Annotated in this window: 17 protein-coding genes; 10 read left to right on the forward strand and 7 right to left on the reverse strand. The window is 48.9% G+C overall.

The features are described 5' to 3' along the window. Nucleotides 1-25: 25 nt before the first annotated feature. The gene (locus tag JFT56_RS00445; protein WP_198781838.1) at nucleotides 26-1,384 is read right to left on the reverse strand and encodes an isochorismate synthase; all 1,359 of its coding nucleotides are present in this window, start codon (nucleotides 1,382-1,384) and stop codon (nucleotides 26-28) included. A gap of 420 nt (nucleotides 1,385-1,804) precedes the next feature. On the opposite strand from JFT56_RS00445, the gene JFT56_RS00450 reads away from it, so the two are divergent. The 7 genes from JFT56_RS00450 to JFT56_RS00480 all read left to right on the forward strand — a co-directional run bounded on the left by JFT56_RS00450 (nucleotide 1,805) and on the right by JFT56_RS00480 (nucleotide 8,884). Next, nucleotides 1,805-3,889, forward strand: coding sequence for a TonB-dependent receptor plug domain-containing protein (locus JFT56_RS00450; protein ID WP_198781839.1), 2,085 nt, complete (start codon nucleotides 1,805-1,807; stop codon nucleotides 3,887-3,889). 1 nt (nucleotide 3,890) lies between these two features. Then, nucleotides 3,891-5,255, forward strand: a complete 1,365-nt coding sequence (locus tag JFT56_RS00455) for an ATP-binding cassette domain-containing protein (RefSeq protein ID WP_198781840.1) — start codon at nucleotides 3,891-3,893, stop codon at nucleotides 5,253-5,255. Next, the gene (locus JFT56_RS00460; RefSeq protein ID WP_198781841.1) at nucleotides 5,245-5,931 is read left to right on the forward strand and encodes an energy-coupling factor transporter transmembrane component T; all 687 of its coding nucleotides are present in this window, start codon (nucleotides 5,245-5,247) and stop codon (nucleotides 5,929-5,931) included. The genes JFT56_RS00455 and JFT56_RS00460 overlap by 11 nt, the downstream gene beginning before the upstream one ends. After that, nucleotides 5,924-6,466 (forward strand): core component of ECF transporter, encoded by a 543-nt coding sequence (locus JFT56_RS00465; RefSeq protein WP_198781842.1) that lies wholly within the window; start codon nucleotides 5,924-5,926, stop codon nucleotides 6,464-6,466. Before JFT56_RS00460 ends, JFT56_RS00465 begins: the two co-directional genes overlap by 8 nt. Before the next feature lie 22 nt (nucleotides 6,467-6,488). Further along, nucleotides 6,489-7,226, forward strand: a complete 738-nt coding sequence (locus JFT56_RS00470; RefSeq protein WP_198781843.1) for a DNA-binding protein — start codon at nucleotides 6,489-6,491, stop codon at nucleotides 7,224-7,226. Between the two features lie 12 nt (nucleotides 7,227-7,238). Next, nucleotides 7,239-7,475: a hypothetical protein gene (locus JFT56_RS00475; RefSeq protein ID WP_198781844.1), complete on the forward strand. Its 237-nt coding sequence runs from the start codon at nucleotides 7,239-7,241 to the stop codon at nucleotides 7,473-7,475. 218 nt (nucleotides 7,476-7,693) lie between these two features. Then, entirely contained in the window at nucleotides 7,694-8,884 is a 1,191-nt protein-coding gene (locus tag JFT56_RS00480) for an HD-GYP domain-containing protein (RefSeq protein ID WP_198781845.1), read from the forward strand. 90 nt (nucleotides 8,885-8,974) lie between these two features. Here the strand turns inward: JFT56_RS00480 and JFT56_RS00485 are convergent, their stop codons facing one another. The 4 genes from JFT56_RS00485 to JFT56_RS00500 are packed head-to-tail and all read right to left on the reverse strand — an operon-like array spanning nucleotide 8,975 to nucleotide 14,598. After that, a complete protein-coding gene (locus tag JFT56_RS00485) occupies nucleotides 8,975-9,280 on the reverse strand; it encodes a DUF3240 family protein (protein WP_006079422.1) in 306 nt (101 codons plus the stop codon). After that, nucleotides 9,277-12,330, reverse strand: coding sequence for an efflux RND transporter permease subunit (locus JFT56_RS00490; protein WP_198781846.1), 3,054 nt, complete (start codon nucleotides 12,328-12,330; stop codon nucleotides 9,277-9,279). The genes JFT56_RS00485 and JFT56_RS00490 overlap by 4 nt, the downstream gene beginning before the upstream one ends. A gap of 1 nt (nucleotide 12,331) precedes the next feature. Beyond that, nucleotides 12,332-13,360, reverse strand: a complete 1,029-nt coding sequence (locus JFT56_RS00495) for a membrane fusion-like protein (RefSeq protein WP_198781847.1) — start codon at nucleotides 13,358-13,360, stop codon at nucleotides 12,332-12,334. After that, nucleotides 13,357-14,598, reverse strand: coding sequence for a metal transporter (locus JFT56_RS00500; RefSeq protein ID WP_198781848.1), 1,242 nt, complete (start codon nucleotides 14,596-14,598; stop codon nucleotides 13,357-13,359). Before JFT56_RS00500 ends, JFT56_RS00495 begins: the two co-directional genes overlap by 4 nt. Before the next feature lie 144 nt (nucleotides 14,599-14,742). Between JFT56_RS00500 and JFT56_RS00505 the strand changes: the two genes are divergently transcribed. Continuing rightward, nucleotides 14,743-15,288 carry a helix-turn-helix transcriptional regulator gene (locus JFT56_RS00505; RefSeq protein ID WP_198781849.1) on the forward strand — a complete coding sequence of 182 codons (546 nt, stop codon included), beginning with the start codon at nucleotides 14,743-14,745 and terminating at the stop codon, nucleotides 15,286-15,288. 113 nt (nucleotides 15,289-15,401) lie between these two features. After that, entirely contained in the window at nucleotides 15,402-15,548 is a 147-nt protein-coding gene (locus tag JFT56_RS00510) for a hypothetical protein (protein WP_198783661.1), read from the forward strand. 13 nt (nucleotides 15,549-15,561) lie between these two features. Here the strand turns inward: JFT56_RS00510 and JFT56_RS00515 are convergent, their stop codons facing one another. Together JFT56_RS00515 and JFT56_RS00520 are read right to left on the reverse strand one after the other, a co-directional pair. Further along, nucleotides 15,562-16,512 (reverse strand): YeiH family protein, encoded by a 951-nt coding sequence (locus JFT56_RS00515; protein ID WP_198781850.1) that lies wholly within the window; start codon nucleotides 16,510-16,512, stop codon nucleotides 15,562-15,564. A 277-nt stretch (nucleotides 16,513-16,789) separates the two neighbouring features. After that, complete coding sequence (locus JFT56_RS00520) at nucleotides 16,790-17,347, reverse strand: malate synthase (RefSeq protein WP_198781851.1); 558 nt, start codon at nucleotides 17,345-17,347, stop codon at nucleotides 16,790-16,792. A gap of 254 nt (nucleotides 17,348-17,601) precedes the next feature. On the opposite strand from JFT56_RS00520, the gene JFT56_RS00525 reads away from it, so the two are divergent. Further along, nucleotides 17,602-19,134, forward strand: coding sequence for a DUF3612 domain-containing protein (locus tag JFT56_RS00525; RefSeq protein WP_198781852.1), 1,533 nt, complete (start codon nucleotides 17,602-17,604; stop codon nucleotides 19,132-19,134). Nucleotides 19,135-19,349 lie beyond the last annotated feature (215 nt).

Raw genomic sequence — 19,349 nt, forward strand, 5'->3', positions numbered from 1 at the left:
GCGAGATAAGCTGTAATTCTAGAAGCTAGAGCTCGATCAGAATCGACATAATAGTCGCCAGTTTATTTTCCAGCTCTTGCCACTCCGCCAGTGGATCCGACCCCGCAATAATTCCCGCACCGGCAAATAGATTAATTCGACCGGGTTCGATAAGGGCACTGCGGATCGCCACCGAAAACTCACTCTCGTATTTATTGAAATAGCCGCAGGCCCCAGCATACCAACCGCGCATATAACCTTCGCGCTGACGAATAAAACTCATCGCCGAATGCCGAGGCAGGCCCCCAACAGCGGGCGTCGGATGCAGTGCTTGTAGGAGTTGAAAATCATTCACCCCCGCCTTGAGTTCGGCCCGAATAGCCCGGTGTAAATGTTGAATATGGGTCAGTTTAAAGATAGTGGCCGATTCCTCCGCGCCTACATAATGGCTCAACGGCGTGAGCATATTCACTATGTGGCTACGCACTAACTGGTTTTCGACGCTATTTTTATTGTCTTCGAGTAGGGCATTTGCCAGGGCAATATCTTCCTCCTGATTTAACCCTCGCACTGTCGTGCCCGCTAATGCCTCGGTAAATAGTTCCTGTTGGCGGCGGCGGAATAAACGCTCGGGTGAGCAAGAGATAAAAGTGCGATCTGGGCTAAATTGAAAACCAAATTGGAAGCTATTGGGATTACGTCCCTGCCAGCAGGCGAGCACCATCCAAGGGTCGACCCTTTCATTGACTTCAAGTTGTGTTAATCGGGATAGCACGACTTTGGGGGTGTCTTGGTTAAATTTGGGATCGACCACTTGCTCGACTAATGCCTTCCAGCGCTGAAAGTCGGGTCTATCGCTACGCCCCAATAATGCGAGTTTGTTTGGTGGTGCTAAGGGTTTCGCGGGCATAACGGCTTCGATGGCCGCGATGGCCTTATCTATTTCCGTGTGGGGATCGTTATCGGCAAAATTGAGATTAACTCTCAAACTGAATTGAGTCCCGCTGCGCCTAAACTCGATGCGAGGCAGTACAAAACGGCTATTACCGAACTCGGGCCAAGATTCTATGCTGCGATCGAAGGCCACGCCGCCATAGTAGCGAATGTCCTGGTTGGTCGAGAGGGCACGTTGTGCTTGGTAAGCCTGCGCCAGTTGCTGATCATCGACTCCGGTTTCAAATTTAAAGTCTTTACAGGCGCCTATGGCTGCCACTTCTTCAATGCGATCGCGCCCATGCCAGTAGATTCTGGGGTATTGGGTCTGGGATGCCAGCCATGAAATCAAAGGCATAGATACAGTTGTTTGGGATAACTGCACTATAGGTTCGGTAGGGGGAACCTGCTTTAATTGAATAAGTTTGTCGATGAGACGCTTAAGGTCTTCAGACAGGGCATGGACGGGCAAAGAAAACTCCAAAGATAATAAATAAAGGCTAAGGGCCTATGGGTGCTCTGGGCACCAGTGATTTTTTGATTAAGTGAATACATTCTTGTTCAAGTACTTGGGATTTTTCGGTATCAGTACGTAAATAAGAATCTTTCGCTCAAATTAAAGGCCGTGGCCTTAGGTGTCAAGATGTTAGCCGCTTGGCTGTGACTTTTGCCATAGTCTCATTTTGTGGCGATAAAAAATGTGACTTGAGTGGGTCTTTTTGTCGACAAGTCAGCTATCAATGGACATTTTGTCCTTTAACTCTCTGTTATCTTTCCCTTTTGTTTTAATTAGTCGATCTGGGTTGGTTTTTGGCAGTTTTTGGGTTGAGACAGAATCATCACGGCCCACAATAAGCGGCACATCTTAGATTTTCTATGTGACAACAATAATATGATTACGACTAATACCCTCTTTAGCATGTCGACTTTGGCCTTGGCCATTGGTCTTAGTTTTGCGGCTCAAGCCGATGATATCTCTCGCGATCCACTTCTCAATATCAATGAAGTGATCGTCGTTCACGGTGACGGTGGGGAGGCCAGTGAAATGGCGACAACCCACTGGAGCATTAGTGAGGAGGAGATCCGCGCCTTGGGCGCACAAACGCTAGATCAAGTCTTAAAAAATGTGCCTGGTGTGTATATTCGCGTGGGCGGTGACGGCACTCCTAGAGTCGATATTCGTGGCTTTAAAACGCGCCATGTCACCCTTTTAGTCAATGGCGTGCCTATGGTGAGCGCCGATGACGGGCAATTCGACCCGAGTGTGATCCCTACCAGCCAAATCGCCTCGGTTGAAGTATCCGTGGGCCCGACGTCGGTGCTTTATGGTCCGAGTGGTGCGGGTGGGGTGATCAATATTATTACCAAGCAAGGGGATACGGCTCCTGCACTTTCTGGGCGTTTGGAGGCGGGTAAGGATAATACCTTCAACGGTGATATTAGCGCCGCAGGTTCGGGGGATGATTGGCAGGGGCTCGTCAGTGTTAGCCGTCAACAGACGGACGGCTTCCCAATGTCGAATGATTTTGAACCGACGCCATCTCAAGATGGGGAACTGCGAGTTAACTCGGATAAAGAAGTTAATAACTTCTATGCCCAAGGCAGCTACTGGTTATCCGATAAGACACAGTTGATTGCAAATATGGCGCTGCGCAGCGGTGAATGGGGTAAACCCGCCCGTGATGGAACCGGTAGTGGCAAGATGAAATATGAGCGTACCGATGATTATGACTCACATACTGCCCAGTTAGGTTTGGCGCATAGGTTTGACGATACTTTTACGCTGCGTGGATTTGGCTATCACAATCAAAGCGATACCTTAGAGGCCTCCTATGCCGATGAAACCTATCAAGCTGTCACTCAATCCCAAGATGGGCGCTCGGTAGTCCAAGGTATCAATCTACAACTGATCACGGATTTACATGCCGCAGGCTTGTTAACGACGTCGGTCATTGCTGAGGAGCAAAGTTGGAAGTCAGTAGTCAATACTTATCCAGCGACTGGCAGTAACAGTGGCTCTGGTGGCGGTACAGGTTCTGGCGGTGGTTCAGGTGGCGGCAACGGCGGCGGTACAGGTTCTGGCGGTGGTTCAGGCGGTGGTTCGGGCTCAGGAGGAGGCAATGGCGGTGTCGAAAACTTAAATGATTCCGCATGGTTATATACTGCAGCGGCTGAATATCAATATCAATCTGAGCATCAATACGGCTTTACCTTAGGTGGCGCTTATCATTCACTCGATACCAGTGATGGCACGGATGACAACTATTCTGCCATGGCCTCTAGCTATTGGCAGTTGGTGCCGGATTCGCGCCTGAGTTTGAGTGTTGCGCGCAAGGTGCGCTTCCCCTCTATGGTGAACTTGTATTCACAACTCTCAGGTAATGGCGATTTAGAGGCCGAAGAATCTAAACATCTGGAGTTGGGCTTAGAGCAAAATCTACCCGCAAGCACGGATTTTTCTGTTTATGGTTATTACACAGATGCGGAAAACTATATCGCTAAGGATATCGATGGTTTCTACCAAAATATGGGGCGCTATAAGTTCAAAGGGATTGATTTTCAGATTAATAATAAGGCTATTGAGCATTTAGATCTGAGCTTCTCCTACAGCTTCCTAGACTCTGAAGAGATGGACGGTGACGATAGCTTAGATGCGCTGCAATACCGCCCTCGCCATCAATTACGCTGGCAGATGAGTTACGAGTTTCCCTTCGAAACTCAAATACATCTGAATCTGGAGCGTATTTTGGATCAAGTCTATGCGACTCAAGTGAAGGTTAACGGTCAGACCCAATATCAACAACAGTCTCTGGATAACTACACCTTAGTCGATGTGAATCTGGTGCAACCATTAATCCAAGACAAATTAGATGTTTATCTACGAGCAACCAACCTGCTGGATGAAAATTACTACCAGAGTGAAGCATTGCCACAGGCGGGACGGCAGATCTTTCTCGGTGTGAATTGGCAGATTTAAGATGACACTCCTAGAGCTTAAAGGCGTTAGCTTTAACTATGGTAGCCAGTTACCGACTGTATTGCAGGAGGTCAACTTAAGCATTGGTTCCGGCCAATGCCACTGTGTGAGCGGGCCGACGGGTTCTGGGAAGTCGAGTCTGTTAAACCTACTTGCGGGGGTGTTAAATCGCCCCCATGAGGGTGAAATCTGGCGTAACCCTAAGCTAGTGACGGGACTGGTGATGCAGGACCCGCAAATTCAACTCATCAGGCAGACGGTGGGGGCTGAGGTCGCCTTTGCGCTGGAAAATCTCAGCATTCCCGCCGAGCAAATGCTGCCTAAAGTGCAGCTTGCATTGCGGCGCGTGGGGCTGTATTTACGCCTCGATACCCAAGTCAGCACGCTGTCACTCGGGCAGAAATATCGGCTAATGATTGCCGCCCAGCTGGTGTGCGAGCCCCATTTGCTGCTGCTCGATGAGCCTTGGGCACAACTCGATGATCACGGCGTCAGTGAGCTGTTAATCGTACTGCGCAATCTTATCCAAGAGGGGATGGCGCTGGTATTGGTTGAGCATAACGCCTCCGCCTTCAGCGACATTATCCAGTATTACTGGCAGTTAGAGGCGGGCAAGTTATCCGCAGGCATTTATACCGTGAAGGATGCGCCGTCAGACGAGGCTCCCGTATGGCACAGTCAGTTTAACCACTTAGGCAAAGTGCTCGTCAGTGCCGAGGCCTTCGATTTCGGCTTCGATGGCAGCCCAGTGCTATTTGCTTGTCCACAGGGATTTCAACTGCGGGCGGGTGAAATCGTGGCCTTAGTGGGGGATAACGGCTCAGGCAAAACCAGCCTATTAAAAACTATCGCAGGTGTGCTGAATTTAAGGCAGCGATTACCCCTTAAAGTGCTAGGGCGAAGACCAAAGCTTGGGATCTACGGCGCCGAACTGGGGCTATTGATGCAAAGGCCGAGTCGACAATTGTTTGAAACCAGCGTGCTGGCCGAAATGCAGTTCAGTCTCAAGCGTTTTGAACTCCCTAAAGCGCGCGCATCGCAGATGTTGGATGAGTTACAGCTATCGGATTTAGCTGAACTGTCACCCCATAAATTATCCTACGGTCAACAGCACTTAATTGCCTTAGCTTCATTAGCCTGCTTATGCCCTAAGGTATTGTTACTTGATGATCCTTTAGCGGGAATGGATAAAGATTACCACGGCAAAGTGTGGCATTTACTACAGAGTTTAAGCTCGCAGGGCTCTGCCATCTTGCTCACTAGCCATAGACACATTGAGCATAGGGCGGTGTCACGGCAACTTAGCCTACGTAATGGCCAGTTGACGGAAGATCCTATGGAGATGGAGGCGCGTTATGTGGGTTAGCTGTCGACGTTCGCGCCAGCGAATACGGGGGCATTGGCGTCGCGAGCGGCGTGAAACGGCTATCTGCAGCTTAGCACTGCTCTTCGTCTGTGTGCTCTCGGCCTGTGCTTTTGTGTTACCCGCTGACCTACTCCTGCCACTCGCAGGGCTGAATGGGCTGTTAGTGATCCACGGTTTACTGCGTCGCGGCAGTATTTTGGGGGTACTGAAGCTAGGTTTAGTGCAACTGAGCATCACTTTGAGTCTGTATTTAATCCTCTATGGCACAGCGCATTTAGCCCAGGGGGCCATAGTGGTTGCACGTATCATTTTGGCCACCATCCCCGGTTGGTGGCTGTGTATTACAATTCCCCCCGAGCGCATCGGCGAAGTGTTGAGTACCTTTTTGCCGACTAAGTGGGCCTTTGTGGTCGCGGCCTCCTTAAGTTTATTGCCTTATATGGCCGATGAAATCCGCGAGATTTACCACATTCAATGTTTGCGCGGGGCACGCATTACCCCAAGGGCGCTACGTAATCCGAGAAATTGGGCCGAGTTGGTATATTGCGTGTTATTTCCCGTCTTGATCCAACTACTTAAATTATCTCGTCAAATGGCTATTGCGGCGCAGAGCCGTCATTTTGGCTTAAACCAACGGCCAACCCATTGGCATTCACCGAGGGACAACAATGACTAAAAAACTTCCCCTTAGCCTGCAAGACTCGCTCTTTGTTGGCTTTTGCGCCACCTTACTGGTGGCATTAACGAGCATGTTAAGGCTGAAACTCGGCATATCTGGACACAGTATGTTTTTAATGAGTTTTTTCTATTTGATTTGCTACGGGGCGTTGGGACGTTTCGGTAGCATGACGGCCTGTGGCGCTATTGCTGGCCTTGTGGCTATGGCTCTGGGCGTCGGGAAAGGTGGGCCTATGATATTGTTAAAGTTTGTCTTGCCCGCCATAGGGATGGATCTGATTGCTTTGCTTCTACCTCTGAGTTTGGCGTTGCATTGGCGCTGCGTGATTTTAGGCATAGCGGGTTGCATCGCCTGGGCCGGTAAAGTGGCGTTGACCAATATCCTGGCGGGCATGGAGTTGGATGTCGTGGTGATTCAATGGGGAATGAGCGTATTAAAAGGCGGATTCTTTGCCACTCTTGGCGCTTTGCTTGTGCCGCCAGTGCTCACGCGCTTAAAGGCCCACGATCTGTTGCACAGAGACAAATTTTAAAACTCTAACCCTAGGAATGTAGATGAAAAACTGGCTAATTTGTATCGATGACACCGATGATATCGGCACTAAGGGCACGGGGGAAATTGCCGAGGAAATTGCACACCTCCTCGAGAGTATTTCCGGCGGTAAGGCTTCCTTCGTGACGCGGCACCAATTATTTGTACACCCCGATATTCCCTACACCTCCCATAACAGTGCCATGTGTTTTGCGCTGCGCTCACCACTGACTCAGGCTGAGATCCACCAATATGCCGTTGCCCATTTAATCGCTGAGTCGGCGCCTAAGGCAGACCCGGGCATCGCCATACTCAATGTCGACTCTCAATACGATGCAGTGGCCCTAATGGAGTTTGGTCGTAGAGCAAAAACCGAAGTGATCACTAAGCTTGCGGCCTATAATCTAGCCGAACAACTCAATATCCAGTTAACTGAGCATGGCGGCACTGGCCAAGGTGTTATTGGCGCGTTAGCGGGTTTAGGGCTGCGCTTGATGGGCAGCGATGGCCGAGTAAAAGGCCAAATTAAACTTGGCCAGTTTGAGGATGTTGCACTCGAACTCAGTGTTGCCGAGATCCTTGAGCAAACAGGGCTAGATGCTGTGATGAGCACAGAGCGGTATCCCCTCGCGGCGAATGATCGAGTACAGCTCAAGGGTAAAGTGAAAGCCGTTTACCTTGGGCATCAGTTTGTGTTGTTAGTCGATAGAGAGGCTCAAACATGGCGTAATGCGGGTAAGCAAGCATTACAGGCCTATTAGAGGGAGGTTGAAATGACACCCATATTGGCCGAGCAGGCATTTGAATTAGAGGATAACCGCTGGATTTTCCGTGCGGGGTTGAACCAGTATTCCGCGGCCAGGCGAGTAGCACAGGAATGCACAGGTTTTATCCCCGATGATGAGGATGAGCAAGTGGATGACGAGCCTCGCTGCTGTTACAACTGCCAGTATCGGCGTTGGCTGGTTGATAGTTTTGAATGCCTACTATTAAAAAATCAGAATTATTAGATGATTAGCTAAATTTTGCGCAATAAGCCCTCGTTTTGCTTGGCTTTTATGATGTTCTTCTCGGCGGGTAACAAAGTGTATGGTGATTTTGCCATCCCCGACATAGAATGCCCAGTAAGCTGTTCTATACTACCAAAGTAAGACACACTTAACTGCTCTGATGTTGTTGGGTTCTTTTATGGTTTTCTATAAAGTTAGTTATCCTTGGGGTTGCAGAAATGAGTGAGCCGGCAGAATCAGTTGATCTTATCAAATTGCCTGTGTCGCAACTGACATTAGGTATGTTTGTCAGTGCTATAGACAAAAGTGATAAGGGCCAACTTGCTATAACTAATGCAGGCCAAATCAAGCACAAGGATGCCATTGCAAGACTCGCAAAAAACGGCATCAAATTTGTTTGGGTCGATACCGAGCGCTCGGCAGAACACTGTGGTTTTAAGAAGAAAATCAGCAACCATATCCCAGCCGGGAGCAGAAAATTCCCATTAACCCGTGAAAAGCAACAGGAGCAAGCTCAAGTCATTCTCACCGAAGCTAAGGATCTTATTCGTAAGGTGTTAGCCGAAACTTTCGAAGGCAAAGCCATAGAGGTTAAGCCCTTCGAGACATTAGCCGATAGCATGATCGAATCTGTCTTCCTCGATGAAGACGCGCTTAAGTGTATGTCTGCACTCCGTTCAAAAGATGCCTACCTACTCGAACATTCAGTGAATGTCGCCTTTTTGCTCGTCACCTTCGGCAAATACCTCAAACTCGACCGTGAGATGCTGCGGGAAATGGCCGTCGGTGGTATTTTGCACGATATTGGCAAGATTAAAGTCGACAATAAAGTGCTGCACAAGCCGGGCAAACTGACGCCGGAAGAATTTGAGCATATGAAGCTGCACCAAGTGTATGCGCTTGAAATTATGAACGAAACTAATGGTCTTTCGCAGATCAGTAAAGATATCTGTTTGATGCACCATGAAAAGTTAGATGGTCGAGGTTATCCAAGGGGGCTGAAGGGTGATGAAATCCCCCGCCATGGGCGCATGAGTTGTATCGTCGATATTTTCGATGCCTTGACGGCGACGCGCTGCTACAAAGAGGCCATGAGTCCTGCTGCGGCCTTTAAAATTCTCCTTAGCCTGACGCCATTCCACCTAGATAGAGAACTGGTCTATGAGTTTATTCGCTGCATAGGCGTTTATCCTGTGGGCTCCTTAGTTGAATTATCGGATGGCCGTATCGGCATTGTTTGGGCCTCGAAAGACAGAGACGCACTGCACCCGATTGTAAAATGTTTTTATTCTTTAAAGGCAAAGCGTTACACCGAAGTCACTATGGTTGATCTCCTCAAGTCTGAGCTACATATTGAGCGGGGTGTCTCGCCAAGTTCATTGGATATTGACCCAACACCTTTCTATTGATCTTCCAATTTGGTCGTTATTTTAAAGGCATACTGACCTTAGTGATAAGGTCGGTATACCTAGATTTAACGCGGTTAATGGCGCTGCAAATTAGGATAGAGTGCCATTTTGATAGATGGGCATAATCCAATAGCGACAGGGATTATGTTTGCAGACCAACGCCAGCGCCGCGAGCAGTGCCGCTTGTTGCGCTGCGGGGTGCATGATTTCGAATTTGCAGAACTCCCGATAACCTTCCACTTGTTCCTTGATATTAAAATGGCTGTGTTCACGGCTGAAACCACAAATATTGCCTAGGCTAAAACCCGATAGAAACTCCAACTCTATCAAGGTATCGACTATGTCGTCCTTAATATCATTTTGGGCGATCAGTACTAACAGTTGTTCTGTGCTCATTTACGTTTCTCCAGCCAAAAATACAGAATTGGCAGTAAATACAGTGTGGTAATGGTTGAAGTGAGCAGGCCGCCAATCACCACAATCGCTAAGGGTTTTTGAATTTCAGCCCCAGGACCCGAGGCAAACACTAGCGGTATTAGGCCAAACATGGCCGTTGTCGCCGTCATCAAAATGGGCCGCAAACGCCGCGCTGCACCTTGTTCCACCCGTTCGCGCAGGTTGCTAAACATGTGCTTGGTTTGTTCGTAATAGCTGACCATCACCACGCCATTGAGCACAGCGACACCGAGCAGGGCGATAAAGCCAACCGAGGCGGGTACAGATAAATATTCCCCCGATAAATACAGGCTAACTATGCCGCCCATCATAGCGAAGGGGACGTTGGCAAGGATTAAGCCCGCTTTGGCAAGTGAGCCAAATGTGGTAAATAAAATCAAAGTGATCAGTGCGATAGCAATGGGGATCACTAATAGGAGATTGCTGGTGGCCCGTTGCTGGTTTTCAAACTCGCCACCAAAACTCACGCTATAACCGCTCGGGAGTTTGATTTCCTTTGCGATTTTAGCGTTGAGCTCTTCTACAAAACTCACAATATCGCGACCCTGCACGTTGGTGGTGATCACTGAAAAGCGATTACCTTGCTCACGCTCGATAAGGATGGGGCCTTGTTTATAACTTAAGGTGGCGACATCACTCAGGCGTTTTAAGGAGTGATCAGGCATCACCAGTAACTGATTTTTAAGCTCATTAATGCTGCTTAATTGGCTCTGATTATTCGCCATCAGCACGGGCGTGCGCTTCTTACCCTGCAGCACTTCGGTCACTATCACGCCTTCGAGTTGGCTTTTCAGATAGCGGGCAAACTCCAAGGTGCTCATGCCAAAGCCACGGGCAAGCTCGTTATCTAAGGTGAGGTTGATAAAAGGACTGCCTTCGATCATCGCCATTTTCACATCGACGCTGCCGCTGGTGGCATTAACCAGCTGTTGGATTTGGCTCGTGAGCTGGCCTAAGGTGTCGATATCATTACCAAAGACCTTAATCGCCACGTCGCCAATGCTGCCGGTGAGCATTTCGGACACACGCATTTGTATCGGTTGAGTAAAGTTAAAATTAACGCCGGGATAGTCCAATAACACAGTGCGGATCGCATCGATAAGCGCTTCTTTATTGGCAAAGCGCCATTCGCTGCGGGGCAGAAGTTCTAAGAACACATCGGTTTCATTGAGCCCCATGGGATCTAAGCCGATTTCATCCGCGCCAGTACGCGCCACCATTTGTTTGATTTCAGGAACTTTAGCCAGCAAGGTTTGCTGAATTTGCTTGTCGATGGCAATCGAAGCTTCGAGTGAAATCGATGGGGATTTCTCCAACTGCAGGATAATGTCGCCCTCATCTAAGGTCGGCATAAAGGTTTTTCCCACTAACCCGAACAAGCCTAAGCTGACGATAAGCAAGCTAAAGGCGATCACCATAAAGCGTTTTTGATGGCTAAACGTGCCCTTGAGGCTGGCCAGATAAAGCTGTTTAAGCTTTTCAATCGCCTTAGGTTCCTTGGCGGCTTTTTCGTTGACGAGGTAAGAGGCGATAACCGGAATAACAGTTAAGGACAACACCAGCGCCGACAGCATGGCAAACACGATAGTGACCGCAACCGGAGTGAAGAGTTTGCCTTCGAGCCCGCTCAAGGTCAGCAGAGGCGAGAACACTATCATGACGATCACTGTGCCCGATACCACGGGAATGGCAACGTCCTTGGTTGCGCGAAAAATCAAATGCAGCCGCGGTAATCTCTGCTTAGTAGCGATGAGATTCACCATGTTTTCGACCACGACCACAGATGAATCCACTAACATGCCGATGGCAATAACCAGTCCGCCTAGGCTCATTAAGTTCGCAGAAAGATTGAAGTAATCCATCATCAAAAACGTCATCAACGCGGCAAGAGGCAGCGAGAGTGACACGACCAATGCGGCGCGCACGTTACCTAAAAATAGCGCCAGCAAGATGATCACCAACACTACGGCTTCGAATAAGGCATTGGAGATGGTCTCAATCGCGGTATTGATCAGATTCGCGCGGTCATAAAAGGTGTTTATCTGGCTCCCTTCTGGCAAGGTTAGGCTGATTTGATCGAGTTTTTCTTTAATGTTTTTGACTACTTGTGCGGTATTGGCGTCTTTTAGGGCGATGATTAAGGCTTCGGCGGTTTCATTGCCGTCTTTAGTGACTGCGCCATAGCGGGCTAAGTGGCCAATTTGAATATCGGCCAAATCCTGCAGTCGATACACTCTGGCATCATCGGCCTTGATCACTAATTGTTTGAGCTCGTCGATATCATCGATGCGACCTTCGGCGCGCACTATGATGGTATCTGTACCAATAGTGAGCTTGCCCGCGCCTTCGTTGTGATTATTCTCCACTATCGCCTGTTGCAGCGCCGCAAAGCTCACACCCGCGGCCGCCATGGCTGCAGGTTTAGGGGTCACACTAAAGCTTTTAGCATAGCCTCCGAGGATATTCACATCGGCGACACCCGCAACGGTGCGTAACAGTGGGCGGATTTCCCATTCGAGTAATTGACGCCTTTCCATTAGCGATAGATTGGGATTTTCGAGTGAAAACATAAAGATTTCACTGAGTGGGGTACTCATAGGCGCCACGCCACCGGTTACACCTTCAGGGAAACTGTCCCACACGGCGGCGATGCGCTCGCTCACCTGCTGGCGCGCCCAATAGATATCTGTGCCTTCGTCGAAATCTAGGGTGATATCGCTGATGGCGTATTTAGTGGTCGAGCGCAGAATCGATTGATGGGGAATGCCTAACAATTCAGTTTCAATCGGCACGGTTATTTGTGCTTCAATTTCCTCCGGCGTCATGCCGGGCGCCTTGAGGATGATCTTCACTTGGGTGGGCGAAATATCGGGAAAGGCATCCAAGGGAATGGAAAACCAGGCTCGTGCTCCCGCTAACATGATGATCAGCGCCACAATCAGCACAAATAAGCGCTGCGTAAGCGAAAAGCGGATGACTGAGGTCAACATCTTATTCGCCTCCTAAGCCAAGCATTATGCCTTTGACTGCAGCAACTGACTGGGATAACACTTGGATTTGGCTGAGATCTTGATCGCTTTCAACGATATATTGCTCGGGGGTTGAGCCAAGAATATCGATCGTAATCGAGGTGAGCGTGTCGGCGGTTTTAGTGAAGACTTGGCTGTCTTGCTCCCAACTGAATACGCTATTTTTAGGCAATAAATACACCGCCTTTTGATACTCGGGTATCACAGTGATCTGTTGTCCTAACAGTAAGTTACACTCCTGCGGTACGGGTGATGACCAAGCGGTCACAAAGGCACCTTCGGCGATGGCCGACACGGACTCGATGGCGATATGGCACTGATTGATATTCACCGCTGAGAGCGAATGTGACTGGCTCATAGGCACGCTGACCTTGACGCGAATACTGTCGCTAGGCACCAGTGAGAATAGCTGTGAACCCGCCATATAAGGCCCATTCACTTGATTGAGTTTAACGATCCCCGCCACTGGCGTGCCTACCACTAGGGAGTCTGTGGTGGCATCTGTGCTTTTGACTATCTCCATAAAATGCTGCATGTGCTCGTATTCGAGGTGAGTGCTGAAGTAGTCTTGGCTGATCTCTCGCCACTTTTCGGCGCTGATACTGCCATTGTTTACTAAGGGTTTATTGCGCTCATAACGGCTCTTTGCCAGTTGGTATAAGCTGCTGGCGGCTTCGACTTGGGTGAGGTAGTGGAACACTTCTGGCCCTGTCAGTTTGACTATCGCTTGGCCCTTAGTAACCAGCTGGCCTTGGCCGACTAGGAAGCTGATCTGTTGGATATTCTCCGGCGTGCTGATCCAGTAATCATTACCTGGGAGGATTTCAACCTGCGCGGGCAATGGACTGCCCTCATAGCTGGCGACTTTTTGCGGCTGCACATAACTCAGGTCTAAATTACCGAGGGAACTAATGGTTAAGGATTCAGCCTGCACTAAGGTGGCAACACTGGCGGATAGACAGAAAAGGCATGCGCTGTACTTGGCCATCATAATGAAATTCCTACGGCTTGCAGTTGTTGGGAGTGCAGTTGTTGCTGCGCGACTTGGTTCAGTGCCAAGCGGGATTCGGTATCGAGGGCATCCATATAGCGGCGCAGCCAGACTTCGTAGCTAACTTGGTTTTGGTCTTTAACCTTAGCCAACTCCTCTGTGATGGTGCGGCTAAGGTGCAGAGCTTGGGTTAGCAATGTCTGTTGGTCGAGCAGATTTTGTTGCTGTTGCTCTAGCTTTTTAAGCTGAGTTTTTAGCTCGATATAGGTACGGTCGAGGTTGAGCGTGTGCTCGGCATTGGCTTGTTGCCATTGGGATAATTCGGTTTGCGATAGGGCTGAACCTAAGGTCAGTGGCACAGAAACGGCGATGCCAAGCTGTTGATCATCGACTTGATTATCGGCGGTATTTTTGGTCGTGAGTGAGACAGTCCAAGGATCGTTATTCCCCGCTTGCTGGCTTTGGATGATCAACAGCTGTTGCTGCTTTTGCAGGCTTAACAGTTGCCACAACGGATGCTGCGCTAGCATGTCATTGTTTTGAGTGCCCGTAGAAAGTGGCCTCGCAGTTTCGGCTATGTTCTGCGGTATTTGCTCTTGCCCGGTAAGTTGCTGGTAGAGGGCAAGCGCCTCGGCCAGTTGCTGGTTAAGGTCGACCCGCTCCAGTGCAATATCCACCAGTTCGCGTTCTAACAGGAGTATGTTGGCAATCGGCAGTTCGCCCGCATCCGTGAGTTGCTTTTGCTGACTATGGAGTTTGTCGAGTAATTGGCTCTTGCGATCTAACTGGGCCAGTTTTACGGCGGCGAGGCGATGTTCCCACAGGCTTTGGCGCAATAATCCCGATAAATACAGGCCCTGCAGCGCGGCTTGTTGTACCTGAATGCCTTGGGTGAGTTGTTTAATTTGTTTATCGCTACTGTGCAAAGCAGGGGATTTTATTGGCAAATTGAGTGAGAGTTCCTGCTCGTAGCTGTTACCATTATCTAGGCTACCTAAGTGGCTCAGGCTAATGCTCGGTAGACCATTGAGCCAAGATGAACTGCTTAAATTTATTTGCGATGGCGGTAACTGACCGCCCGATTGAGATAAAGAATCTAATCTAGCTTGGCTGGTGGAGAGTGCTTGAGATAGCTCGAAATTAGCAGAAGGTTCGGAATTCGCGGCGAGACACAGGAAACTGCTGCTGACTAAGCTTGCCAACAGACATAACTTGATACAAGACGTACTGACAGACATAGGACGATTCTATGGTATTAAAGTGTACTGTCAGTGTAGGGATTGGTGGGGGAAAGTCGTGGGGGACATGTATCATAAAACCGCCCATGGTACATATGTCCCATAAAATAATTGGTTGATTTTGCTTTTGTTTAGGAGTTTTAAATGAAGGATCTTGTCATTATTGGTCTGTTGGCCTTGATCATGTGCTTTAAGCTTTTCGACATCACTTCCGACATGCAATTGGGTATTCCCCAATGGCATATCGCGCAGGAAGCCGTACTGTTAGTGCTTACGGCTATTGGTGCTATGTACTTAAGTTATGACCTTATTCGCCGCTCCCGCGAGGTTAAAGCCTTGGCTAAACGGCTCGAGCATGCGGATAAAAAAATCGACAATCTGTCGACGCAGATGCGTTCTGCCAGACAAGAATACAGCCAAGCCGTGTCGCAGCAATTCGAGACTTGGGGCTTTACTAAGAGTGAGCAGCAAGTGGCATTTTTACTGCTTAAGGGCCTAAGTTTTAAAGAAATTGCCGAAGTGCGCCAGACTAAAGAAAAAACCGTCAGGCAGCAGGCCTCGACCATTTATGGTAAAGCGGCAGTCGATGGACGCCATACTTTTTGTGCTTGGTTTATGGAAGACTTTATTCAAGAGCATAATCAAGATCTTGCAGCGAACGAAGCGGGGTCAAGCCATCAGGCGGCCTAATGACCACAGCATGGGCTTAGCTGTTATAGCTATTTGTTATTGAAAATCGATATTTGCTGAGTTTTTAGTTCTAAACAATAATGAGCATCCCCTAAGTTTGCAGGAAGATGCAATTGAAAAACTGGCTGATTATCGTGTTTTCCCTGATTGCCTTGATCGCTTCGACGCAAACCACAGGGTTAGTGCGTTCACTTATCGAATTTTCTGCCTTTGTTGGCGTCCTCAGTTGGGCTTGGCGGATCAAGCCAAGTGCCGAGTAACCTTAAGCTTTAGTTATTGAAAATACAAAATATACACTAGAGACATTATTCCGATTGCTGCCCACAGCATCACCCCAAGCAACAGCGGTTTGGGGCCACTCGCCCGCATTTTCTGCACTGTAATTCCCGCACCAATCAAAAACAAACACAGCACTAAGGCACGTTTTGACACAGTAAATAGGATGTCATACACGGCATTAAATTGTGGCAACCAATGGGCCACCGCAATGGCTAAACAGTAAAAACCGATAAAATACGGTAGGTTAAGTTTGCGCTTATCGCCACCAAACAGCATAGCGCTGACCAATGCAATCGGGATGATCCACAGGGCACGGGCGAGTTTAATGGTGGTTGCGGTTTTTAAGGCTTCATCGCCGTAGGCCGAAGCCGCGCCAACAACTGATGAAGTATCGTGAATGGCGATAGCACTCCACACGCCAAAATCGTATTGGCTCATATTGAGCAAGTGGCCGAGTGCTGGGAATAAAAATAGCGCGACTGAATTGAGCACAAATACGCAGGCCAATGCCGTGGCGGTTTGATCGTTGCGGGCATTGATGGCTGGCGCCACTGCGGCAATGGCGCTGCCACCGCAAATAGCGGTACCGGAGGCAATCAAGTGACCCGTGACTGGATCAAATTTCAGTGCGCGGGTGAGTACAAAGCCTAGGGCTAAGGTAAAAAAAATGGAGCCGACAATTAGGCCAAAGTTGTTACTGCTCGCCTCGATCGCCGCATTTAAATTAATCCCAAACCCTAAGCCAATGATCGAATAAGACAGGAGTTTTTTGGTGAGTGCGGCAATATTCCATTGGGTTGGCACCCAGCCAAGACTGGCTAAGGTGAAGCCCAGCACTAACGCCATGGGGGACGAGATAAAAGGCGCGAGGCATAACAGGCCCGCACAAATGAAAATAATACGCTGACGTTTATTCTGTTGGGTCAATGTCGACGAAGAATTCATAACACCTTAGGCTCGAGCGATTAGGGTTTATCGTTCCAACACAGATCTTCATATTAAGCGGCAGCCACAATATGGCGATTAATAGGGATGGATCTTGGAGGTTGAGTGGAGGGCATTATAGCTGTGACTGCTTGCTTCAATAAAATCAATTTAACTTAATTGATTAGTCAGTTTTATTTACTGTTCTGCGGATGACGGATGACGGATGACGGATGACGAGATAAAGTAGCAGCGAAGGGAAGGAGATTAACTTAAATCCGTTAATCTCCTCGATAGATTATAAATTTACTATATTTTTCAAGCTGTAATCACCACCATCCTTGGCGGTAAATTGTTTATCTTGGGTATCGTTAGCACTGGACATACCCGCATGCAGCAAACTGAGCCAATGGCGAGAAGCGCTAGAACGAGCTTCCGTTGTTTCCATCGATAATGGCGCTTCGATTTGGACATCTTCCAGATTGGCCAGATCCCTTGCTCCTATCATACCGCTGCGGTCGAAACTGAGTTCTACATGGCAACCTTGATCCTGCAACACTATGGCGCTGGGGGAGTCTTTGGTGCCGTTAAAGGCCACAAACTGTTTTGGCTGACGTAAACCACTGTGGCTACCATCGGCGAAAAAGGCCAACAGGTGCTGATAGTAAACCACATAACTGCTCACATCCTGATGTGAACCCGAGTTAAGTGGAAAGGCTCTGTCGAGGAACTGTTTCGCCTTGGCGATTTTCTCGTGCTCGGCGACGTTCACTTGGGCCACGGCGAGCACTTCTTCTGCGATGAGGCTATTTAGATTCGGTTGGATCTGGTTGCTCTGGATCATTGACATATTCATCGCTCGTTCCTCTTACTCTTTCAATTTAAAAAATTCAGGTTTTTGATTTAACTTGTGGCCTATCAAAGTTTGTCTTCAATTTGGTTTGTCCGCTTTAAGTGCTTATCCACTTTTAAGGTGAATCGTTAAGCATTTCTGGTACTGGAATGGCTTAGCTTGTGCGCATTAGTCTTTCCTTGATTGCTTGATTTGTAGTCTAGTCTTTTTTTGACTACAATTTCACAATAAAAATTTTACAATGTGAATTTTACAAAATGCGCAATGACCAGAGCTTGATGAGAAAATCACACTTCCTCGGGACTAAAATACGTAACCTACGGAAACGTAACAATTTAACCATGGAAGATTTATCGGCACGTTGCATCCGCGTCGATGCGGGCAGTGCGCCCTCTGTGTCATATTTGTCGATGATCGAACGCGGAAAACGGGTGCCGAGTGCCGAGATGTTGGCGGTGATCGCCGCCGTGTTTCAGAAAGAGGTCGACTGGTTTTTAGATGATGTGCCCGAAGAAAGCGCCATCACGCCAGATAAGGGTCGCCGTGGTGGGATTAGCGGCATGGCACTCGAGCCCAGCTTTTTGTTTTCCAATGATATTTTGCAAATAGCGATACCGGAAATGTTATCGCAGACCGGGATCTCGGGTCGGCAATTTGCCCATTTGTTGATCCGCGCCCATCAGGAACACCATCAAAACCATTTTCCCGATCTTGAGCGCGCCGCCGAGGAGGTTGGGCTTAAACGTATGCCATTATCCCTCGAAGATATGCTGGATATCGCCAAGGGCATAGGCTTAAAAATCAAATGGATTGATAGCACGCCACAGGAAGTTATCGACGAGCGAGGCATCAGTTCGCACCAGTTAGTCACATCATTTTTCGAGCCGCCGAGCACGATTTACATCAATAAAATGCTTAAAAACCGCCCCAGCCGGCTTAAGTACGATCTCGCCGCCCATATCGGCCATTGTGTATTACACAACAAAGATGGGCTTAAGAGTGTGATGATCTCGGGCCGCAAACTGGAGATGGATGAAGAAGTGACCATGCAATCCAATACATTGAATGCACAGGATATTTTGCATGCGTGGCGTGATTTTGAATCGAGCTTTTTTGCCGGCGCCCTGTTGTGCCCTAAAGTGCCCTATCGGCAATTGCTCGACCGCCACGGTTATGAGATTGAAGTGCATAAGCAGCTGCAAGTGTCGGCCTCGGTCGCCATGCGGCGCATGACTGTGGTATCGCCTTATCCCCATTGGCATTATTTTGATGCCTACGCGCCAGGCAAACTCAAAGCGGTTTACCGTGGCAATGGTATTCCCCTGCCGTGGGGCAATATGCGGCTAGTCGAGGACCCATGCCAGCACTGGGCAGTATTTAGGATGATCAGCGAGCCAACGGTCGGCACTTCGGCGCAAATTTCAATTTTAAATGTGGGCAATGAGCCACGGATTTACTGCTGCGAGTCGATTAAGGTCGAAGACTCGGCGGGCAACCCCCATGTGCTCTGCGCTGGTATCGACTTAAACCCGGCAATTGAAGCCCAAGGTAAAGATGCGCTCTCTATCGCCCATGATTTAAAAGCCGCCTGCGTCTCTGGTGGCGGCTCTGTCACGATTCCTAAGCATATTAAAAGTGACTTAGTGAGTGTGGCTAAGATATTGAATATCAACTGGATTGAGCGTGGCATTAAAAACGATGCTCGGCTTATCTGCTCCCGCGGCGCAGTCTGCCCACGGCAACCCAGCTGTTATCAAGCGGGTAAATCCCAATGTGATGGGGTGGAGTAAACTATGCCGCGAAGTTTTGTACAGGGTTTAGTAACGGGTGCTATTAAGCACTCTCACTTCAGTGACACGCCACCTTTTTATTTTATAAGAAGTCGTCCCTGAGGGCTCGACGGCGGCATCTGCTGCATATGGATGTGCGAATGTCGCGATCACATGGATGTGAATGAGCGGCCATGCCGCCAACGGTCACTTCCGCGAGAGTGCTTAATTTCTTC

Origin of the sequence: Shewanella putrefaciens (genome assembly GCF_016406305.1) — a bacterium.
GTDB lineage: Bacteria > Pseudomonadota > Gammaproteobacteria > Enterobacterales > Shewanellaceae > Shewanella > Shewanella putrefaciens_C.